This is a genomic window from Halogeometricum rufum, assembly GCF_900112175.1.
Taxonomy (GTDB): domain Archaea; phylum Halobacteriota; class Halobacteria; order Halobacteriales; family Haloferacaceae; genus Halogeometricum; species Halogeometricum rufum.
On record NZ_FOYT01000001.1, the window covers coordinates 1,468,337 to 1,489,204 of the forward strand.

The window sequence follows — 20,868 nt, forward strand, 5'->3', positions numbered from 1 at the left end:
CCCAGTTCTCACCAGTGATATCCGAGGCCGACATTTTAAGGCCGTGTTTTCCGTCGATATCGCCGAGAAAACCGTCCCTCGCGGAACTCCGCCGGCACCGACGAACGACCGAAAGGAGTCACCACCCCGATGCCACAGAACCGATGACCCCACCGAGTCCGGCTCTCCTCTTCGTAGCCGGAGCGCTCTGTGCGTCGGTCACCATCGCCGTTCTGCTCCGACACCCGTTCTACTCGCGTCGCGTCCGCCTGCCGTTCTCGATACTGACGCTCTCCTGTGCGGTCTGGGCGACGGCGTACGGCTTCCAGTTGACGGCGGCGTCGCTGGACGGCAAACTGCTCTGGGTCTGGCTGTGGTGGACCGCCGCGGCGTTCACGCCGACGCTCTGGTTCGTGTTCTCGCTCGCGTACGCGGGCGACGACTCGCTCCTCTCGCGTCGGACGCTCGCCGCCCTGTCCGTCGAACCCGCCCTCGTCGCCCTCCTCGCGTTCGCCGGCATCACGGGGAGGACCGACCTCTTCGTCGCCGACTTCGGTCTCGTCTCCGCGCCGTCGGCCGCCTCCCTCTCGGTGTCGTACGGTCCGCTGTACGAGGCACACCTCCTCTACGCCGCCGCGCTGTCGGTCACCGGAACCGTCGCGGTGGGGCGGTTGCTCGTCCGCGGCGACGACTCCTATCAGCGCGGCACCGTCGTCGTCCTCGCGGCCGCCTCGATTCCGCTGGCGGCGTTCGCATCGCGCCTCCTCGGACTCTCACAGCGAGCCGACGCCCTGCCCGTCGCGCTCGGACTGGCCGCCCTCGTGGTGCTGTTCGGACTCCGGACGGACGACCTGTTCGACGTCACCCCCGTCGCGCGCGACTACGCCATCTCGGAGATGCGCGACGGCATCGTCGTCCTCGACGACCGGGCGCGCGTCGTCGAGTTGAACCCCGCCGCGCTCCCGCTTTTCACCGTCCCGCAGGAGGAGGTGGTCGGCTCGCACGTCGCCGACGTCAGCCACAACTCGCTCGGGATGTACGCACTGCTCGACGGCGACAGGGACCGTCTCGACCTCACCGTCGAAGTCGAGGAGGGAAGCCGCCACTACGAGGCGACGGCCACCGCACTCGGGAACGGCGAGGGACACGAACGCGGGTGGACGCTCGTCCTCCGGGACACGACCGAACGTCGCCGGACCGAGGCGAAGTTCCGCGCGCTCATCGAGAACTCGCGGGACCTCGTCAGCATCCTCGACCGGGACGGCACGCGCCGGTACACCAGTCCCGCGTCCGAACACGTCCTCGGCATCCCCCGCCACGAGTTCGAGGACAGCAACGCGTTCGACCGGATACACCCGGACGACCGCGAACAGGCGCGGGAACTGTTCGAGAAGATAGACTCCCGCGAGACGGCGCGGACGGAGTTCCGTCACGAACACGCCGACGGGTCGTGGCGGGTGCTCGACACCGTCGCGGTGAACATGCTCGACGACCCGGCCGTCGACGGCGTCGTCGTCAACTCCCGGGACGTGACCAACCGCCGCCGCTACCAGCAACGACTGCGCGTCCTCAACCGCGTCCTCAGACACGACCTGCGGAACGACATGAACGTCATCCTCGGCCACGCCGACCTGTTGGCGGAGACGATCGACGACCCGGCGCGACGGAAGCACATCGAGACGATTCGGAAGAAGGCGCTGTCGCTCGTCTCGCTGGGCGAACGCGCACGCGAGGTGGACCAGACGCTCCACGGCGAGGACCGCGAACGCCAGCCAGTCGAGGTGACGAGCGTCGTACGCGCGAAAGTCGAGGAACTGCGAGAGACGCACTCCTCGGTCGTCGTCAACACGCACCTCCCGGACGAGCAGTGGGTGCTGGCGACGAACCACGTCGGCACTGCGCTCACGAACGTCGTCGACAACGCCCTCGAACACAACGACCGAATCCTCCCACGCGTCGGTATCTCCGTCTCCAGACACGCCGGGACCGACGGCGTCGAGATACGCGTCGTCGACAACGGCCCCGGCATCCCCGCCTCGGAACTCGAAGCGCTCGAAGCCGGCATCGAGACGCAACTCCAGCACGCCAGCGGACTGGGACTCTGGCTGGTGAAGTGGATCCTCAACGGGTCGCACGCGTCCATCGACTTCGAGGAACGCGACGCACGCGGAACGGCCGTCGTCATGCGCTTTCAACCGGCCTCGCCGCCCCGAGCGTCGACCGACTCCGCCGACGGAGACGAAGTGGTCCGCCAAGCGCGCGAGACGGGCGAGGACGACCGGACGGAAGCGGGCGAGGACGACCGGACGGAAGCGGGCGAGGACGACCGGACGGAAGCGGGCGACGACGACCGGACGGAGACGGACGACGACGAACGGACCGAGGCGCGCGTGAACCGGTGACCTCGGTCTCCAGCGACATCGACTCGCGGCATTCGCCGGCGTGAGGTGGTTTCAACTACCCGCTGACCGTACGACGCCGCATGACTGACGACACCACGACCGACGGCGACGCGCCCCGCGTCGTCGTCGCCGGCGAGACGCTCATCGACTTCCTCCCCGACCGCGAGGGGCCTCTCCAGTCCGTGGAGTCGTTCTCGCGGCGCGCCGGCGGTGCCCCCGCCAACGTCGCCGTCGCCCTCTCGCATCTGGACGAGACGCCCGCGTTCTCCACGCGCGTCGGCGACGACCCGTTCGGCGACTTCCTCGTCGAGAGGCTCTCGGAGGCCGGTCTCGACGCGGAGTTCGTCCAACGCGACCCCGACGCGAAGACGTCGCTCGCGTTCGTCGCCCTCGGTGAGGAGGCCGACCGGGGGTTCTCGTTCTACCGCGACCGGACCGCGGACACGCGGATGGAACCCGGCGCGGTCCCCGGGGCGACCCTCGACGCCGCCGAGTGGGTCCACGTCGGCGGCGTCACTCTCGCGGACGAACCGTCCAGAGCGGCGACGTTCGACCTGATGCGCCGGGGGCGCGAGGCGGGCGCGACGGTGTCGTTCGACCCGAACGCCCGTCCCGAACTGTGGGACGAGTTCGACTTCGGCGACTCCGTCGCCGAGGCGTTCGAACTCGCGGACGTGGTGAAGGCGACGCCGGAGGACCTCGCCGAACTCGACTACGGGGACGACCCCGAGTCGACGGCCCGGGCTATCCTCGCGGACGGCCCGCACACCGTGTTCCTCACGCTGGGCGGCGAGGGGTCGCTCGTGGCGACGACGGCCGAGTCGCCGTGGGCCAGCGAGGAGACGGTGGTGTCACACGGGGGCTACGAGGTCGACCCCGTGGACACGACGGGCGCGGGCGACGCCTTCACCGCCGGCGTCGTGGCGGCACTCGTCGAGGGCGAGTCGCTCTCGGAGACGCTGGCGTTCGCCAACGCCGTGGCCGCGGTGACGACCACCGCGGCGGGCGCGATGACTGCGCTGCCGGGCCGCGAGGCGGTCCGGCGGTTCAGAGAGGAGTCGTAACCGCTTACTTCGCGAGACGTTCGGCGATGCGACGGGCGCCCTCGGCGGGCGCGAGGTCCGGTCGGTCCGCCGAGATGCACTCCACGTCGCGGTTGAGTTCCGCGGAGAGACGCGCCTGGAACTCGTCGACGATGCCCGGGATGCAGGCCATCCCGCCCGTGAGGACGATGGGCTTCGAGAGCGCCAACTGGTAGGGCTTCATGTGGTCGTTGGCCAGCGTCGAGAGGAAGTTGTTCGCCACCTCGTCGACGGCGTCGTCGAGGTAGTCGTCCAGCGGTTCCATCACGGAGCGCTCGATGGTGAACTCGTGAGAGCCCCCGCCGGGTTGCTGAATCACGTCCGTGAACGGTTCGAACGCGTCGAAGTCGGCGTGTTCCTCCTTGTACTCGCGGGCCGTCGTCAGGTCGATGTTCACCCGCCCCTGCGTCTCCTCCTCGACGGCGTTGGCGATGCGGCGGTCCACCTCGTTGCCGGTGACGGCGCCCGAGACGAACGGCGACAGTTGCTCGCCGTGGCGGTACGCCGAGGCTTCGAGGTTTGTCGACCCCATGTTGACCGCGGCGAACACGCTGTCGATGGCCTCCAAGTCGTCGCCGAACGCCGGGATGGCGCCGCAGAGCGACTCGGGGAAACTCCGGACGAGTGCGTCGCCAACCGGGCTCTCCTCGATGACGCGGTTGAGGTTGCGCAGGCCGGGTTCGTTGTCTATCGTGGGTATCGCGTAGACGACGGCGCTGTCGCCGTCGAGGCCGTTCGCGTTCACCAACTCGGTGAAGAACTTCTTGGCCAACTCCGCGCCCTCGTCGTCCTCGGGCAGACCCGAGCGGAGCATGTACTCGACCCTGTCGGGGTACTCCTGTGCGGCCTGTTCGCCGTAGAGCACGCGTTCCTCACCGGTGATGGCGTCTTCGTACGTCGCCAGACAGGTGAGGGTGCGAACCGTCTCCAGTTCGCCGTCGTCGTCGTAAAACTGGAGTATCGTGCGGGTGCTCCCGAGTTTCACACCGACCGGCGTCGGTCCTTTCGAGTCGTCGAACGAGGCGTCTTCGTCTGTTCCATCCTCCGCCATACGCCTTTCGTAGCGAAAGGGGGTGAAAAGTCTTTGTTGTCGTCTGACGCGCGTCGTGCGGTTAGCGAAGTTGCGGCGGCGGCGACTCCGTCGGTTCGCCGCCCGCCATCGAGGCGAGTTGAGCGACGTAGACGAGGCTGAGGTGGTGGTCGTCCACGTCGAACTCCGTCGTGTTCGAGACGTTGCCCGAGAAGCCGATGAGATAGTCGTGCAGTTCCGTCTCCACGTCCTCGGTTATCCAGTCGACCGAGAGGTAGTAGCGAAGCGCGTCCATCGTCCGCTTGAACCCGCCCTTCAGGACGAGGAACTCCAGCCAGTCGAAGACGACGCGTTCGGCGGCGTACTCCTTCGGGATGGTCGAGAGGTACGGTTTCTCCAGCGACCCGCCCGCGGCGGCCGTCTCGTGGACGAGCAACTGTTCGAGTTGGTTGTGTCGAAGTGCCTCGCCGGCGCGCCCGCGGGGCCGGTCGCGGACCGGCTTGTCGAAGCGGAACTCGCCGACCTCGTCGAAGTCGTACGCCCGGTCGTCGCGAGAGCGGTCGTAGCCGAGTTCGTCGAACCCGCCGCGGCGGCCGTCGCGGCCGTCGTCTCGCCCGTCGCCGCGCCGGCCGTCGCCGCCACGTCGGCGCTCTCCCAGTCCGAAGTGGTTGGCGATGCGGTCCGCGCGGACGACTTCGTCGTGCGCGTCGGCGTGGTCGCTGTACCCCTCGCGGGGGCGACGGAGTCCGTCGTCCCGTCGGGACCGACTCCGCCGGTCACGGCGGTCGTAGTCGCCGTCGCCGTCGCGGCCGTCGCGTCTGTCACGACTGTCGCGGCCGTCACGGCCGGACCCGTCGCGCGACCGGCGTCCCTCGTCGCCGCGCCGGCCGCGGTCCTCGTCGTAGCCGCGGCGAGACTCTCGGTCGTTCGTCCCGTCTCGGTCGGAGCGTCGTTCGTCGGCGATGCGCCGGAGTTCGCGTAGGTCGTAGTTGTCGGGGTCTATCTTCATTGCCTCACCTCGCTCGCACGGCGTCGACGCCGTACGGCCGTCTCCCGCCTCGGAGACGGGTGCGTTGGTGCAGAAAAGCCACGGCTGCTTGATAAACCTGCCCCCGTGAATATCAGCTAAGATAACGAAATCGCGTCACCGCGCTGACCGCCGCGTTCCCCGTCGCCTGTCGCGCTTCGCCGCACCCGTCAGTCGTCCGGCGGCGCCCGTCAGTCGTCCGCGTGGGTGGTCACCTCGTCGTCGGGACCGGTCGCCCCCTCGTTCGGACTGCCCGTCGCGCCGCCGACGGCGTCGGTGGTCGTCCCGTTCGGACCGGTGCCGGGTTCGTTCCCCGCCGACCCGTCCACGGCCGCGTCCCGGGCCTCGAACCGGTCGAGCATCGACACCAACTGCGCGGTGTCCGCCGACAGCGACTGCATCCGGTCGTCCACGTCGCCGAGCGTGTTCGTCTGCCCCTCGGCGGCGGTGGCGACGGCGCCCGCCTCGCCCGCCATCTCCTCGGCGATGCTCGCTATCTCGTCGGCCATCGCCAGCACGTCCTGCGCCGAGGCGGCCTGTCCGCTCGTGGCGTCGGTTATCTCGTGGACGCTCGCGTTCGTCTCCTCGACCTGTTCGACGATGTCGTCCAGCGACTCGATGGCCCCCTCCACGTCGGCGGCCCCGTCGCGGACGCCGGCGCGCATCCGTTCCATCCGCTCGACCACGCGTTCGCGCTGGTCGCCGATGTCCTCGACGAGCGCGGAAATCTCCTCGGCGGAGGCGCGCGTCTCCTCGGCCAACGACTTCACCTCGCGGGAGACGACGGCGAACCCCTCACCGTCTTCGCCCGCGCGCGCGGCCTCTATCTGCGCGTTCAGCGCCAGCACGTTCGTCTGTTCGGCCACGTCGGAGATGACCTCGACCACGTCGCCTATCTCGCCGAGTCGTTCGTCCAGTCGGTCCACCTCGGCGACGGCGCGTTCGGTCTCCGTGCGGATGTCGTCTAAGCCGTCGAGGGCGTCTCCGGCCGCCTCCGCGCCGCCGTGAGCCCGGTCCGCGGTCTGCGCGGAGAGCGACGCGAGTTCGTCCGCGGCCGACGCGATCTGCTGGACCGACGCCGAGAGGTCGTTCACCTCCTCGGTGACGCGGGTGAGACTCTCGCTCTGTTCCTCCGCGCCGGCGGATATCTGCTCGATGGACTCGGCCACCTCCTGACTCGTCTCGCTGACGCGTTCGGTTCTCTCGGCGACCTCTTCGCCGAGGGCGGCGACCCCCTCGCCGAACTCCGAGACGGTGACGATGGTCGCCTCCATCTCGTCCATCATCCCGTTGAACGACTCCGCGATGGTCGCCATCTCCATCGACCGACTGTCCTCGTCCATGCGGGCCGTCAGGTCGCCCGCGGCGGTTCGCTCCATCACCTCGCGGTACGCCTCGGCGTCCGCGCGCTGGTCGCGCAGGTCGTCTCGCATCTGGGCGACGCCCGCGAACACGTCGCCGAACTCGTCCTCGCGGTCCACGTCGAGGTCGGTGTCGAGTTCGCCCTCGCGCAGTCGCGTCACCGCCTCGGATAGGTTCCGGAGCGGTCTGACGGTGATGCGGCGGAGGAGGTAGCCGACGCCCGCGAGGGAGACGACGGCGAGGCCGACGATGAGGAGGACGTGCGTCCCGACGGTGTGCTGGAGGCCGTACGCCGTCGCCGTCGGGACGTAGACGAGGACGACCAGGCCGCGTCCGACGGGCGCGTACGCGAGGAGGTGCCGTTCGTCCATCGCGTCGGTCGGGCCGCGTTCGACGACGCCCGACTTGCCGCTGAACGCCTGTCCCAGCACCTCGGTGTCGGGGTCGACGTCGCTCGTCCCCGAATCGTCCGTCGCGAAAAGCGTCTCGCCGTCGGAAGCGGTGACGCGCACGAGCGACCCGTTCATCTCCGTGTCGAGGCGGGACCGGAGGACGGAGACGTCGGCGGTGACGACGACGACGCCGGACGGTTGGCTCTGCACGGCCGAGGCGAACGCCACGACGCGGTCGCCCGACGCCGCCGTGTAGGGGTCCGAACGCACGACGTTGTCGGCGAACGTCGTCCCGGCGCGAGAGACGAGCGACCCGTCGCTCCACGGCGTCGCGCCGACCATGGAGTCGTTGGAACTGGCGACCACCTCGCCGGAGTTCGCGTCGACGTAGTGAATCGCGGTGTATCCCAGCGGCAGTTTCGTCCGTTCGGTCTTCAGTTCCTCGCTCAGGAGGTCCGGGTGCGCGTCGTACATGTCGTACGAGGAGAGCATCCGCGTCGTCTCGCGTCGTTGCTGCATCCACTCTCCCAGTTGGTTCGCCTGCAGTTCCGCCGTCTGCGCGACGTCGGACTGCGCGTTCGACTGTACCTCGGCGGCGACGGTCTGGTACTCGATGGCCGCGAACCCGGCGAACAGGACGATGACGACGAGAAACAGCGAGACGAGTTTCCGCAGATAGCTCTTCTGCACCTGTCTCGGAACGACCGTCCACCCGCCGGACCGTCGCGGCGAACTCGGCGCGCCGTCGCGGCGCGACAGCGAGCGGACCCGTTCGCCGAGACGACTAATCACGGCACGTAACCGACTCATGCCCACTGGTCGCGGGGGTCATCGAATAAAACCACGTGCCGGGAAATCATCAGTGATAACTGGGCGGCGGGGTCTCGCCGCGTCGAGCGGTGTCAGAGGGTCGCTTTGCCGACGTGCGCGCTCCGGACGTGGAGCGTCCCCGTGGCCTCGAGTTCGAGCGACCGTCCGTGTTCGCCGCCGACGTCCTCGGCGACGATGGGAACGCCCTCGCGGGCGAGCACCTCTCGGACGGCGACGACGTTACGCTCGCCGATAGTGCCGTCCGCCGAGGAGAACTCGAACATCGTGCTGCCACCGGCGAGTTTCGCTCTGACGCGGCCCGGGTCGGCACCGCGGTCCGCCATCTCGGCGAGGAGCGACGGGACGGCCGTGTCGGCGTACTTCGCCTCGTTCGGGTCGCCCTCGGCGTAGGGAAGCATCGCGTGCGCGAGGCCGGCCACGCTGGCCCGACTGTCGTAGAGCGCGACACCGATGCACGACCCGAGACCGCTGGTGGTCAGCGTATCGTCGCCCGTGACGACGGCGTAGTCGGCGATGCCGACTTTCGTCCGTTCGGCTCTCGTTCGCGTTTCGGTCGTGCTGCTCGTGTAAACTTTCATCGTGGTTTGTTCGGGGGGAGAACGGCACGAGAGTCGAGGCGCCTCCGTGTCGTCACGCCCTCGCCGACAGACGTCGGGACGGGCGCGCCGACTCGGACGGTCCGGCAGACGCTCGTGGTCGTCTCCTGGTCAGGGTCGCTGTGCCTCCGCCGCGAGGTGGTCGAGGGCCTCGCGGAGTTCGGCTTCGTTCGGCAGCGCGTAGATGTCGCAGGTGAACTCGTCGTTCTGTGTCCGAATCGCCGAATCGATGAGGAACGCGTACTCCTGTGCCTGCGCGAGTTCGGTCGCCAGCGGGTCGATTATCGCCGACCCGATGTCGTCCACGTACGTCGGCGGGGAGATGTCGATGGTCGTCTCCAGCGCGTTCGCCCAGCCGTCGATGAACCCGGAGGTGACGATGTTACCTATCTCTTGAATCGCGCTCTGCTGCATCGCGGCGTCGGCCTCCATGCCGGGCATGAGAGCGTCCGCGACGCGGTCCGCGGACGCGTCGTCGAACAGGATGGCGATGTAGCCCGAGGGCGTCCCCATGAACTCGAGGACGACGCCGCGTCTGGTCGCGTCCGTCAGTTCCATCGGCACCGCCTCGATGGGGACGAAACTCAGTCGGCTGACCTCGACGACCGACTCCATGCCGGTCATCGCCGTCAGGTCGTCCGACGCCTGCTCGGCGCCGTCGGAGATCATGTTGGAGAACGAGGTGAACGTCTCTATCGGCACGGTCTTCGACCCGTCGCCCGCTATCTGGGAGATGGTCTCGATGGACTCGTGCGTCGGCAGCATGTAGATGTGGAAGCCCACGTGCTGGTCGTCGGTGTCCAGTTGGTTCCGGAACGCGAGGACGTGGTCGTCGCCCGTCGCCATCTGGAATCCCGAGTCGCCCGTGATATCCTCGAGCGCACCCTTCGTGTCCATGTCCACGTACGTCGGCGTGGTGATGTCGATGGAGGTGTCGAGATACTCGGCCCACCCGTCGAGGAACCCCCCGAGCATGATGTTGCCCAGTTCCTTCAATCCGCTCGTCGCCATCTCCCCGTCTGGCTGGTCCGCCGCCCCGGGAACGAGAGCGTCGACGAGTTGGACGGCCTCCCGTCGGTCGAACGCCAGCACCGTCCGCCCGTCGATGCCGCCGTTGAACCCGATGTGGACCGTCACGAGGTCCTGTTCGCGGAACTCGCGTTCCACGTCCTCTCTCGTGCTAATCTCTATCTTGGTGACGTTGACGAACGTCTCGGCGCCGGTGAGTTGTGACAGAGACCCGGCGGCGCGTTCCGCCCCGGAGTGTGCGAGGCGGCTGAACGTCCGTAGCGACTGGACGTCCAGATTCATGCCTCGACGCTCACCACGTCGTCGATGGCCTGGAGGACGTTCGGTTTCTGGAACGGCTTCGTGATGTAGCCGTCGGCACCGGCTTCGACGGCCTCGCGCATCTTCTCCTCCTGTCCGACCGACGTGCACATGATGACCGACGCGTTCGCGTCCAGCGACTTTATCTCGGTCGTCGCTTCGATGCCGTTCCGGATGGGCATCACGACGTCCATCGTCACCACGTCGGGGTCGAGTTCTCGGTACAGTTCGACCGCTTCCACGCCGTTCTCTGCCTCGCCGACCACTTCGTGTTCGCCATCCAGCAACTGCTTCAGCAGGTTCCGCATAAACGCTGAGTCGTCCACGACCAGTACGGTGCTTGCCATGCTCTTTCTTTCCGAGAAACCGGGTATAAACCCTTCCCCCTCATTATCAGCGCTGATACGCCTCCGCGACGACGCGTGAAGGCGGCGGCGTCGGGGCCGAACGCGTTACTCGCCGTCGGACGGAGGAATCTGGAGGCCGTCGCCGGCGAGTGCCTCCACCAGGTCGCCGATGGAGTCGTCGAGGGTCAGGTCGTGTTCCCGGAAGATGGGTGCGAGCACTTTCGTCGGGAACGTCACGTCCGTGTCCGACGCGAGGAGGAGGATGCCGAGCACCTCCGCGGGGGCGGCGTCGGCGTCGACCTGACTCGCGTACCACTGGGCGATGTCCCCGAAGGCGGTGGCGACGTCGTCGGAGAACAGTTCGCGTTGTTCGATGGCCCCCTCGAACGCCGCGGTGAGTGCGAACCCGTAGTCGGCGTCTCGGTCGGAGACGTACCGGGCCGTCTGCTGTTTGGCGAACGTGCCGCGTTCCTCTATCGTTCGGTCCTCCTCGTCGGCGGGCGCGTCGCCGTCGCCGTCCACGTTCGGCGTCCCGTCGTCGTCCGTGGCGACGACGAACCGGCCCTCGTCCAGTTCGGCGACGCGACTGCTGCTGGTGAAATCGAGTTCGTTGGGGCCGACGATTCCCTCCTCGCGTCGTCGCGCGGGATGCTCTCGGGGAGGGTCGTCGGAGGCCATGCCGGGAGGTGGCCGCGGCGAACTAATAAGACCATCGCCCACTCGAACCGGCGGCGACGGTCTCGCGCCCCGACACGACGGCGGAACGGGCCCGGTCTCAGCGGGCGATAGCGCTACCAATCTGTCGGCTCTGCGAGGACCTTACGCCCCGATTAACCGCATCTTCGTTCACCCCGATTTCTCACCGAGATAACCAACACATTCACATTAGCTCACGACAGAAGTAATTCCATCTATGGAGTCTGACAGGACCCTCTCAGCACTGGGCAACGATTACAACCCCGATATATTGCGCGCCGCGGACGAACCTCACTCGGCACAGGAGTTCAGCGAGATGCTCGACATCCCCATCGCGACGTGCTACCGCCGCATCGAGGAACTCACCGCGGCCGGCCTCCTCGAACTCCACGACAGGGTCCTCTCGGACGAACACCGCCGCACCAACGTCTACCGTCGGGAGGTGGACGAGGTGCTCATCCGGTTCGACGGACAGGAGTGCAACGTGCAGGTCACCGAACGACCGGAGGTCAAGAACAAACTCGACGACGTCTGGCGGCAGATCGCACGGGACTGACCGCCCGTCGACTGGACACCCGCAGGCTCTCCTCGTCACCCTCCACAGGCCACGTTCTGCGACTCGGTATCGCCTCACACACTCTGGACTCGCCCTCGTCGGGACTCCGCTGCCGTCGCTCCCGCCGCCCGTCGTCTGCTCCTTCTGTGCCCCGTTACCACCGCTCTCTTGCGAGTCGTTAACTCCCAGTTAACCGCGGCCACGTGTACGCGTAGAATTTATTCCTCGTCGTGCCGGGGTTGACTTATCACGAGAGATAATCGGGACCGTAGCGTTATGTAGGTAACCCCGATTGTCCGTATCGTAGGTCTTCTCCTCCGGCGAGGGGGTGGGGGACCGAACTGGAGATATACAGAAAAAACCCATGTTCGAAAAATTTGACGCCGACCGCGGTCAGGTCGGTATCGGTACTCTCATCGTGTTCATCGCGATGGTCCTCGTGGCGGCGATTGCCGCCGGGGTCCTCGTGAACACGGCAGGCTTCCTGCAGGCGACTGCGCAGGACGCCGGGCAGGAAAGTGTTAACAAGGTTACGAACCGCGTCGACGTCGTCAGCACCCACGGTGTCGTCAACGACACCGGCGACGGTCTCACCGTCGATAGTCTGAACCTGACGGTTCGACTCGCGGCCGGGTCCGGCAGTGTGTCGCTGGAAGACACCACCATCAAGTACGTCAGCGACTCGACGGCGCGGAATCTCATTTACGATGACGCGTCGAGCGCCGACGGGGAGAGCCTCGGTAACGTCTCGCAGTGGCAGGACGACACCGGCGTCGGCGGAGAGGGTCTGAACGAAACCGAGTTCACGGCCTACGCGCTCGAAGACGGTGACGACACGTCCTTCCCCGTCCTGAGCGGACAGGGTGACCGCTTCGAACTCGTCATCAACACGTCCGTCGTCGAAGGCGCGGGCCAAGACGGCGTCAGCACCGGCGACTCGGTGAAGCTCGAGATCACGAGCCGCTCCGGCGGCTCCAGTCAGGTCATCATGACGATGCCCCAGCAGCTGGCCGGCAAGAACGACAACGACCCCATCGCTCTCTAACTACTACGTAAAATGTTCGACAAATTCAACAACGACGACCGCGGTCAGGTCGGTATCGGTACGCTCATCGTGTTCATCGCGATGGTCCTCGTCGCCGCAATCGCTGCGGGGGTCCTCGTGAACACGGCCGGCTTCCTGCAGGCGACTGCGGAGGACGCTGGAGAGGAGAGCGTGAACAAGGTCACGAATCGCGTCGAAGTGCTGAGCACGCACGGTGTGGTCGGCACGGAGCAGGACATCGACAACATCACGATGACGGTCCGCCTCGCGGCCGGGTCCAGCAGCGTGGACATGAACGAGACGTCGATAAAGTACCTCAGCGCGGGGAACGTGACGACGCTCACCAACACCACCAACCTGGACGGCAACGGTGACCCCATCTCCTCCGAGAACACGTTCGCGCTGAACGAGGTCACCGACGACGACGGGTCGTTCGGCGTGCTCAACAGCATGAACGACCGCTACGAGGTGGAGGTCAACACGTCCGCCATCGAGGGTAGCAACGACGCGAACCTCGGCGGCGGTCTCACCACCGGTGAACAGGTGACGTTCGAGATAACGAGTCGGACGGGTGGCACCACGCAGGTCATCCTGACGATGCCCCAGCAACTCGCCGGCAAGGAACCGGGCGACCCGGTCGAACTCTAAGTTCGCCGCCGCTCCGAATCGCGCTTTCGATTCATTCCTTTTCGTTATCAGTTCTAATAACTAGGACCGTAGCGTTATGTAGGTCTGCCTGATTGTCCGTATCGTAGGTCTTCTCCTCCGACGAGGGGGTGGGGGACCGAACTGGAGATACACAACCCATGTTCGAAAAATTTGACGCCGACCGCGGTCAGGTCGGTATCGGTACGCTCATCGTGTTCATCGCGATGGTCCTCGTCGCTGCGATCGCTGCGGGGGTCCTCGTGAACACGGCCGGCTTCCTGCAGGCGACTGCGCAGGACGCCGGACAGGAAAGCGTCAACAAGGTCACGAACCGCGTTGACGTCGTCAGCACGCACGGCATCGTCAACGACACCGGTGACGGTCTCACCGTCGATAGCCTGAACCTCACGGTTCGGCTCGCGGCGGGGTCCGGCAGCGTGTCGTTGGAAGACACGACCATCAAGTACGTCAGCGACTCGACGGCGCGTAACCTCGTCTACGACAACGCGACGGCGAACGCCGACGGGACGGCCCTCGGCAACGTCAGCAAGTTCGACGGCGAAGTCTACAACAGCAACGACGGTCTGAACGAGTCCGAGTACGCCGCGTACGCGCTCGAAGACGGGACGGACACCTCCTTCCCCGTCCTGAGCGGACAGGCGGACCGCTACGAGATCGTCATCAACACGTCCGTCGTCGAGGGCGCGGGCCAAGATGGCGTGGGCACGGGCGACTCGGTCAAGCTCGAAGTCACGAGCCGTTCCGGCGGTTCGACGCAGGTCATCATGACGATGCCCCAGCAACTCGCCGGCAAGAACGACAACGACCCCATCGCTCTCTAAGGAGTGAGAACCATGTTCGACAACTTCAACGACGACGACCGCGGTCAGGTCGGTATCGGTACGCTCATCGTGTTCATCGCGATGGTTCTCGTCGCCGCGATCGCGGCGGGCGTCCTCGTGAACACGGCCGGCTTTCTGCAGGCGACTGCCGAAGACGCCGGGCAGGAGAGCGTGAACAAGGTGACGAACCGCGTGGAGGTGCTGAACACCCACGGCGTGGTCGGCGCGGAACAGGACATCGACAACATCACCATGACCATCCGCCTGGCCGCCGGGTCCAGCAGCGTGGACATGAACGAGACGTCGATAAAGTACCTCAGCGGAGGGAACGTGACGACGCTCACGAACTCCACGAATCTGGACGGCGACGGTGACGCCATCTCCTCGGAACGCACGTTCGCGCTCTACAAAGTGACCGACGACGACGGATCGTTCGGCGTGCTCAACAGCATGAACGACCGCTACGAGGTCGAAATCAACACGTCCGCCATCGAGGGCAGCAACGACGCGAACCTCGGCGGCGGCCTCACCACCGGCGAACAGGTGACGCTCGAGATGACGAGTCGGACGGGCGGCACCACGCAGGTCATCCTGACGATGCCCCAGCAACTCGCCGGTCGGAACCCGGGCGACCCGGTCGAACTCTAAGTTCGCCGACTCGCTCGACTCACCGTTCGGCACCCCTTCATTTCTGAGACATCCCGCCCCCGAGCGGCGGCGCCGTCTCGACGTGACAGATGGCGCGTCCGGCGGCGACACCGCCGTCGCTGCACCGTTCGACGGTTCGAGAGCGGGAGGACGACGAGTGCGCCGTGAGAATCGAGGCCCGGGAGCGGAGCGTCGGAGAGACGCGGAAACGTCGGAGAGAGTTCGACGCGCAGAGGAGGAGACGAAGAGAGCGGTGCCGAGTCGAGAGCGGTCGAGCGCCTACTCCAGGTCGCCTTCTTCGCCGAACCACGGCGGCGACTCCCCGACCATCGAGAAGCCCGCCGCCTGTTCGTATATCTGGATGCCCCCGTCGTTTATCTCGAGAGGGAACATCGAGTTCTTGATGGACTGTTTGCGCATCTTCGCCACCCAGACGTAGCGGTTGCTCGTCGCGCCGGCGGGGCTCTGTATCAGGTAGATGTTCCCGTCGGTGAGGAAGTTCTCCAGCCCGATCTCCGTCTCGGGGAAGATGGCCGACTGCTCGGTCGTCAGCAGCGACGTCAGGTCGCTGTCCTTCAGGATGTCGATGAACTTCAGCAGGTACTGTCGCTGCTCTTTCTCGTCGTCGAAGAACAGTTGGAACATGGTCAGCGAGTCGAGGACGAGTCGATCGTACGACGTGTCCTGCAGGTCGCCGAGGATGCGGTCGAGCGTCGAGGAGAAGTCGCCGTCGCGGAGCAGCGCACGCTTGTCGTACACTTTGATCTTCCCCTCCTCGACGTACTCGGACCAGCGGTCGAAGCCGATGGACTCCGCCGCCTCCTGGATGTCGTCTTCGGCTTCCTCGAAGGTGAGGTAGATGCCCCCTTCGTCGTACTTGTCCACGCCGTTGTAGAGATACTGCAGACCGAGGATACTCTTCCCCGTCCCGGGGTTGCCGCTGATGAGTACCGCGGCGTTCTTGACGATGCCGCCGTTGAGGATGGAGTCGAGGCCTTCGACTCCGGTTTTTACGAACTCTGGCATAGATGATGACCCTCTGTATAGGCTATCGGTACGCTCATCAGTCTTCCATCCGGTTAATTCTTCTCACACGCCCTGAGCCGTTCGTTGACCCGAGAACGAGGTGTCGTGATAGCGTATCACGGCTGATAATTTGGTGGCAACATTCTTGTATTGATGACTGTATCGTTGAGTCAATGCTACCTGATTCCCCGACGTCGGAGTGCCCATCCGACCGGGTGTCGGCGCGACACCGGAGTGAGGTCTGTGTGTCGTCGTCGGCCAGTGAGCGGAGCCAGTGGGCCCGCACGCGACGGAGGCGAGACGGATGGGAATGATGGACTGGATAGACGGGGAAGACGAAGACGCGCGGTCCGACGAAGAGGGGACCGGCCTCGCGACTGACGGTCTCGGCTTCGACGAGGACCTCGACGACTTCGGAGACGACTTCGGCGACTTCGACGACGACGACATGGAGGGTTTCGACGACGAAGACGCCGACTTCGGCGGCGGCGGCGGAGGTGGCGGCGTCGACCCCGACACGGTCGCCGAACTGGAAGACCGCGTCTCCGACCTCGAGAACGAGGTCAGCGCCACGTCCTCCAGCGTCAACACGGTCCGCGAGGAGAACAAACAGATCGGCGAAACCGTCGAAGAACTCGACGACACGGTCCGCAAACTCCTCGACATCTACGAGATGGTGACTCGCGGCATCAACCCGTTCGTGGACGACGCCCGCGAGATGGGCGGACTGGAGGGCGGCGGTTCGTTCGGCCTGTTCGACGCCGAGGAGGAGGAAGAAGAACACCTCGACCCCGACGTCGCGTCCGCGGACGCCGAGAGCTTCTTCGACGAGGACTTCGGCGAACTCGACGCCGACGCCGAAGCCGAGGAGGCCGAGTTGGCCGCCGAAGACGAACTCGCCGAGAACGAGGCCGAGGACCCGACAGAGGAGATTCTCGGCGACGAGGACCCGGTCGTCGAGGACGACGAGGACGACGCCGGCGGCGGGTCGAGTTTCGACGACCTCAAAGCCGAGTACGAGGAGGGCGAGGGTTGGGAAGAGGGCGAAGCGGAGGACGTCGACGACGGCCCCCTCGACGCGGACGACCTGGCGGTCGAGGACGACGACGTACCGACGACCGACGGACTCGTCGGCGAGGAGGAAGAAACGGACGAAGAGGACGACGCGGCCGAAGACGGCATCGACGACGTCGAGGAGGAACTCGACGCGGCCGACGAGGACCCGGACGCGGCGGCCGAACCGGACGCGGCGACCGAACCGGACACGGCGACCGAACCGGACGACACGGGGTCGTTCGAGTTCAGCGAACCGACGACCGAGACGGCGTCTCCGACGGACCGGGAGACGGAACAGTCGGAGGCGGAGGCCGACGTCTACCTCGCCACCCTGCCCGCGAGTTACGTCGCGGAGTCGGTGGCGCTGGAGTGGACCCGGTTCCTCGTCTCGGTCGGCGGCGCAATCGGCGCGGCGCGGGCGCTCCGACAGTACCGCGAACAGGAGTGGATCTCCCGCACCGTCGAGAGACAGATGAACGCGCACGTGCGCAACGCCGCCGCCTCCACGACGGCCGAGGAGCCGCGTGACCTCCGCGTCGAACACCACAAAGAGAGCCTCACGTACGTCAGCCGACTCGCGGGCGACGTCGCCGAGGCGCGTCTGCTCGAAGAGCTGTCGCACCGAGGAGGGGGTCACCGTGGGATTCGGCGTTAGCGGTTCGACGGCCATCATCTTCCTCGGCGTGCTCATCGCCACGGGCACGCTGTACACCGCCGCGGCGGGCACCGCGGAGACGCTCGAAGACGCCCACGACAGCGACGAGGAACGACTGCTCGACCGGCGGAACACGGCGATAACCGTCGGGTCGGTGACGTTCAACAACAGCACCCCGAACTACCCGACCGACGTCAACGTCACGAACACGGGGACGACGACGCTGTCGGTCAACGACACCTCGATGCTCGTCGACAACGAGTACAAAGACCTGAGCAGCGCGCCCTCCGTGACTGTCGACGGGACGTCGGGAACCGACGTCTGGGCACCGGGAGAGACGCTCAGAGTGGAACTGAACCTCGACGATTCCCCCTCTCGCGTCAAAATCGTGACGGAGAACGGTATCAGCGCGGTGAACGCGACTCCCAACGAGGTGAACGTCTGACCGATGGCCGACGTCTCCGCACCCACGCTCATCCTGTTCATCGCCAGCCTCGTCATCGCAGCGGGCGTCTCGGGCGTCCTCATCAACACGGTGACCGACATCAGCAGCGCGCTCGACGACCGGGGCGCCGACGTGTCGAAGAACATCCGGACCGACGTGGAGGTCATCAGCGACTCCGAGTCGTCGGTGTACGACGACGGGAGCGGGAACCTGACGCTGTACGTGAAGAACACCGGCGACAGGACGCTCCCGGCGACGGGGGAGACGTTCGACGTCATCGTCGACGCGCAGTACCGGACCGACGTCACCGTCACCGTCGCCGACGGGAACACCGACTGGGCACCGCACGGCGTGGTCAAAGTCGTCGTCGGCGGTCTCTCTCTCGACAGCGGTGACCACCGCGTGAAGCTCGTCGTGGACGGCGACGAGGAAACCTTCAGATTCAGGACCTAATCATGAAATCGAGCCATTTCTCACTCGGGCTACAACAGCACGACCGGTTGCAGAAGGAACTCGGCGGGGGAATCCCGCGCGGGGCCATCGTCCTCATCGAGGGGGACTACGGCGCCGGCAAGAGCGTGCTCTCACAGCGGTTCACCTACGGCTTCAGTCAGGAGGACATCGTCACGTCGCTCATCTCCACGGAGTTGGGCGTCCGCGGGTTCCTCGACCAGATGCACTCGCTGGAGTACGACATGGTGAAGCCGCTGCTCAACGAGGAGGTGCTCTTCATCCCCGCGGAGATAGACGCGTCGGGGGCGCTGACGGGTGGTAACGCCTCCGAGCGGAAACAGCTCCTCCGCCGCCTGATGGAGGCCGAGACGCTGTGGGAGGCGGACGTGACCATCATCGACACGTTCGACGCCATCCTCCGGAACGACCCGCAGTTCGAGGCGCTGGTCCGGCAGAACGAGGAGCGACAGGCGGCGCTGGAGATCATCTCCTTCTTCCGCGAGTTGACGACGAAGAACAAGACCATCATCCTCACGGTGGACCCCTCGACGGTGGACGAGGACGCCATCGGCCCGTTCCGCTCCATCGCCGACGTCTACCTCCAGTTGGAGATGGTCGAAGTCGGCAACGACGTCCGCCGGAACATCTTCGTGAAGCGCTTCGCGGGGATGGGCGAACAGGTCGGTGACCGAATCGGGTTCTCCGTCCGGTCCGGAATCGGCATCGTCATCGAGTCGAGGAGCGTGGCGTAATGGCGACCGAACACGGCTCCGCGAAACTGTCCGACGACCTGAAGCGGCACGCGATGCGCTGGGGTCACCTGCGCGACCACCTCAAGCGGTTTCGCCAGATAACGGGCGAGTTCCCGATGCTGGTCGAGGAGGCGTCCGGCGAGTACGAGTCCCGGCGCCCGAACATCATCTACCACCTCGGCGGCCCCATCTACGCGCAGGTGTACGGCAACTTCGGCGAGACGACGAAGTACTACGCCATCGAACCGGAACTCGACGACCACGAACGCGAAGTGTTCGACCTGGTGAAGGACAAACTCCTCGAGCGCTCCGTGTCGAAGCCGGCGCCCGAGGCCGACGTGGAGTACGAGGACCGCATCGAGGAACTGCTCGAAGAGATCGTCGTCCTGGAGGGCAAGCAGACCGGCCGCGTCCACGAACTCATCCAGAAACTGGACATCGGCCCCGTGCAGATAACCGAGGAGACGTACGAGAAGATTCAGTACCGCCTCGTGCGCGACATCGTCGGTCTCGGTCCGCTCGAACCCATCATGCGCGACCCGGCGAACGAGGACATTCACGTCATCGGGCCCCAGCAGGTGGACGTCGACCACGGCGTGTTCGGCCTCCTCGAGACCACGGTCGAGTTCGGCTCGAAGGACGACTTCGACAACTGGCTTCGGAACATGGGTGAGCGCATCGGCGACCCCGTCTCCGACGCTCACCCCATCGTGGACTCGACGCTGCCGGACGGTTCACGTATCAACATCATCTACTCCGACGACGTGTCGCTGAAGGGGTCGAGCCTCACCATCCGTCAGGGCGACGACGTTCCGCTGTCGGTGTTCCAGATATCGAAGTGGGGGACGCTCTCGCCGGAGTTGTGCGGTTACCTCTGGATGGCGCTGGAGAACGAGCGCACCATCTTCGTGGTCGGCGAGACGGCGTCCGGGAAGACGACGACGCTCAACGCCATCCTCTCGTTCATCCCGCAGGACTCGAAGATATACACGGCGGAGGACACCGCGGAGGTGCTGCCGCCGCACGACACGTGGCAGCAACTCCTCACGCGCGAGGGGCGCGGTGCGGACTCCGAGGTGGACATGTTCGACCTGGTCGCGGCCGCCCTGCGTTCGCGCCCCGACTACATCATCGTCGGGGAGGTCCGTGGCGAGGAGGGCCGGATGGCGTTCCAGGCGGCCCAGACCGGTCACCCCGTGATGCTGACGTTCCACGCGTCCGACATCGTCTCGATGATTCAGCGGTTCACCGGCGACCCCATCAACGTCCCCGAGACGTTCATGTCGAACTGTGACATCGCCCTGTTCCAGAACCGGGTGAAGCGGGGCAACGAGACGCTGCGTCGCGTGACCAGCGTGCAGGAGATAGAGGGCTACTCCAAGGAGATGGGCGGCGTCGTCACCCGCGAGGCGTTCTACTGGGACCCCGTCGAGGACGAGATCGTGTTCCAGGGGCGGAACAACTCGTTCATCATGGAGGAGAAGATCGCGACGTTGCTCGGCTACGACGACACGCGGAAGATATACGACGACATCGAGTACCGCGCCGAAATCGTTCGTCGGGCGCAGCAGGAGAACATCACGGGCTACCACGAAGTGAACGAACTCATCGAGGACTTCCAGCGGGACGGCGCCGAGGGCCTCCCGTTCGACATGGCGAGGTTGTAACG

Annotated in this window: 19 protein-coding genes and 2 pseudogenes; 13 read left to right on the forward strand and 8 right to left on the reverse strand. The window is 66.0% G+C overall.

Annotation, left to right across the window (positions count from 1 at the left end; translation table 11 throughout):
- Positions 1 to 143 precede the first annotated feature (143 nt).
- Together BM310_RS07665 and BM310_RS07670 are read left to right on the forward strand one after the other, a co-directional pair.
- Positions 144 to 2,381, forward strand: a complete 2,238-nt coding sequence (locus BM310_RS07665; protein WP_089806171.1) for a histidine kinase N-terminal 7TM domain-containing protein — start codon at positions 144 to 146, stop codon at positions 2,379 to 2,381.
- A gap of 80 nt (positions 2,382 to 2,461) precedes the next feature.
- Complete coding sequence (locus tag BM310_RS07670) at positions 2,462 to 3,445, forward strand: carbohydrate kinase family protein (protein WP_089806173.1); 984 nt, start codon at positions 2,462 to 2,464, stop codon at positions 3,443 to 3,445.
- A 4-nt stretch (positions 3,446 to 3,449) separates the two neighbouring features.
- Here BM310_RS07670 and BM310_RS07675 read toward each other — a convergent pair whose 3' ends face one another.
- The 7 genes from BM310_RS07675 to BM310_RS07705 form a co-directional block, all read right to left on the reverse strand.
- Positions 3,450 to 4,514: an acetate and sugar kinases/Hsc70/actin family protein gene (locus BM310_RS07675; RefSeq protein ID WP_089806175.1), complete on the reverse strand. Its 1,065-nt coding sequence runs from the start codon at positions 4,512 to 4,514 to the stop codon at positions 3,450 to 3,452.
- 61 nt (positions 4,515 to 4,575) lie between these two features.
- A complete protein-coding gene (locus BM310_RS21305) occupies positions 4,576 to 5,169 on the reverse strand; it encodes a FlaD/FlaE family flagellar protein (protein ID WP_245778463.1) in 594 nt (197 codons plus the stop codon).
- Between the two features lie 542 nt (positions 5,170 to 5,711).
- Positions 5,712 to 8,084, reverse strand: coding sequence for a methyl-accepting chemotaxis protein (locus tag BM310_RS07685; RefSeq protein WP_089806179.1), 2,373 nt, complete (start codon positions 8,082 to 8,084; stop codon positions 5,712 to 5,714).
- A gap of 92 nt (positions 8,085 to 8,176) precedes the next feature.
- Positions 8,177 to 8,683, reverse strand: a complete 507-nt coding sequence (locus BM310_RS07690) for a chemotaxis protein CheD (RefSeq protein ID WP_089806182.1) — start codon at positions 8,681 to 8,683, stop codon at positions 8,177 to 8,179.
- A 129-nt stretch (positions 8,684 to 8,812) separates the two neighbouring features.
- The gene (locus tag BM310_RS07695) at positions 8,813 to 10,012 is read right to left on the reverse strand and encodes a chemotaxis protein CheC (protein ID WP_089806184.1); all 1,200 of its coding nucleotides are present in this window, start codon (positions 10,010 to 10,012) and stop codon (positions 8,813 to 8,815) included.
- Positions 10,009 to 10,377 (reverse strand): chemotaxis protein CheY, encoded by a 369-nt coding sequence (gene cheY / locus BM310_RS07700; RefSeq protein ID WP_089806186.1) that lies wholly within the window; start codon positions 10,375 to 10,377, stop codon positions 10,009 to 10,011. The genes BM310_RS07695 and cheY overlap by 4 nt, the downstream gene beginning before the upstream one ends.
- A 105-nt stretch (positions 10,378 to 10,482) precedes the next feature.
- Complete coding sequence (locus tag BM310_RS07705; RefSeq protein WP_089806188.1) at positions 10,483 to 11,055, reverse strand: DUF7500 family protein; 573 nt, start codon at positions 11,053 to 11,055, stop codon at positions 10,483 to 10,485.
- A 235-nt stretch (positions 11,056 to 11,290) separates the two neighbouring features.
- Between BM310_RS07705 and BM310_RS07710 the strand changes: the two genes are divergently transcribed.
- The 5 genes from BM310_RS07710 to BM310_RS07730 all read left to right on the forward strand — a co-directional run bounded on the left by BM310_RS07710 (position 11,291) and on the right by BM310_RS07730 (position 14,812).
- Complete coding sequence (locus BM310_RS07710; protein WP_089806190.1) at positions 11,291 to 11,629, forward strand: ArsR/SmtB family transcription factor; 339 nt, start codon at positions 11,291 to 11,293, stop codon at positions 11,627 to 11,629.
- A gap of 364 nt (positions 11,630 to 11,993) precedes the next feature.
- Entirely contained in the window at positions 11,994 to 12,674 is a 681-nt protein-coding gene (locus BM310_RS07715; protein ID WP_089806192.1) for an archaellin/type IV pilin N-terminal domain-containing protein, read from the forward strand.
- A 12-nt stretch (positions 12,675 to 12,686) separates the two neighbouring features.
- A complete protein-coding gene (locus BM310_RS07720; RefSeq protein ID WP_089806194.1) occupies positions 12,687 to 13,322 on the forward strand; it encodes an archaellin/type IV pilin N-terminal domain-containing protein in 636 nt (211 codons plus the stop codon).
- A 158-nt stretch (positions 13,323 to 13,480) separates the two neighbouring features.
- The gene (locus BM310_RS07725) at positions 13,481 to 14,164 is read left to right on the forward strand and encodes an archaellin/type IV pilin N-terminal domain-containing protein (RefSeq protein ID WP_089806196.1); all 684 of its coding nucleotides are present in this window, start codon (positions 13,481 to 13,483) and stop codon (positions 14,162 to 14,164) included.
- A 12-nt stretch (positions 14,165 to 14,176) separates the two neighbouring features.
- Entirely contained in the window at positions 14,177 to 14,812 is a 636-nt protein-coding gene (locus tag BM310_RS07730) for an archaellin/type IV pilin N-terminal domain-containing protein (protein WP_089806199.1), read from the forward strand.
- Positions 14,813 to 15,091: 279 nt separating this feature from the next.
- On the opposite strand, the gene BM310_RS07735 is transcribed toward BM310_RS07730, so the two are convergent.
- Positions 15,092 to 15,838 carry an RAD55 family ATPase gene (locus BM310_RS07735; protein WP_089806201.1) on the reverse strand — a complete coding sequence of 249 codons (747 nt, stop codon included), beginning with the start codon at positions 15,836 to 15,838 and terminating at the stop codon, positions 15,092 to 15,094.
- Between the two features lie 304 nt (positions 15,839 to 16,142).
- Between BM310_RS07735 and BM310_RS07740 the strand changes: the two genes are divergently transcribed.
- The 6 genes and pseudogenes from BM310_RS07740 to BM310_RS07760 form a co-directional block, all read left to right on the forward strand.
- The gene (locus BM310_RS07740; RefSeq protein ID WP_089807082.1) at positions 16,143 to 17,549 is read left to right on the forward strand and encodes a FlaD/FlaE family flagellar protein; all 1,407 of its coding nucleotides are present in this window, start codon (positions 16,143 to 16,145) and stop codon (positions 17,547 to 17,549) included.
- The gene (locus BM310_RS07745; protein WP_089806203.1) at positions 17,533 to 17,994 is read left to right on the forward strand and encodes a fla cluster protein FlaF; all 462 of its coding nucleotides are present in this window, start codon (positions 17,533 to 17,535) and stop codon (positions 17,992 to 17,994) included. The genes BM310_RS07740 and BM310_RS07745 overlap by 17 nt, the downstream gene beginning before the upstream one ends.
- Positions 17,995 to 17,997: 3 nt before the next feature.
- The gene (locus BM310_RS07750) at positions 17,998 to 18,447 is read left to right on the forward strand and encodes a flagellar protein G (protein WP_089806204.1); all 450 of its coding nucleotides are present in this window, start codon (positions 17,998 to 18,000) and stop codon (positions 18,445 to 18,447) included.
- A 2-nt stretch (positions 18,448 to 18,449) separates the two neighbouring features.
- Positions 18,450 to 19,199: an ATPase domain-containing protein gene (locus BM310_RS07755; RefSeq protein WP_089806206.1), complete on the forward strand. Its 750-nt coding sequence runs from the start codon at positions 18,450 to 18,452 to the stop codon at positions 19,197 to 19,199.
- Positions 19,199 to 19,595 (forward strand): annotated as a pseudogene (locus tag BM310_RS21930) (type II/IV secretion system ATPase subunit); the annotation flags it as partial. The gene BM310_RS07755 and the pseudogene BM310_RS21930, both read left to right, overlap by 1 nt.
- A 68-nt stretch (positions 19,596 to 19,663) precedes the next feature.
- A pseudogene (locus BM310_RS07760) lies at positions 19,664 to 20,866 on the forward strand (type II/IV secretion system ATPase subunit); the annotation flags it as partial.
- Positions 20,867 to 20,868 lie beyond the last annotated feature (2 nt).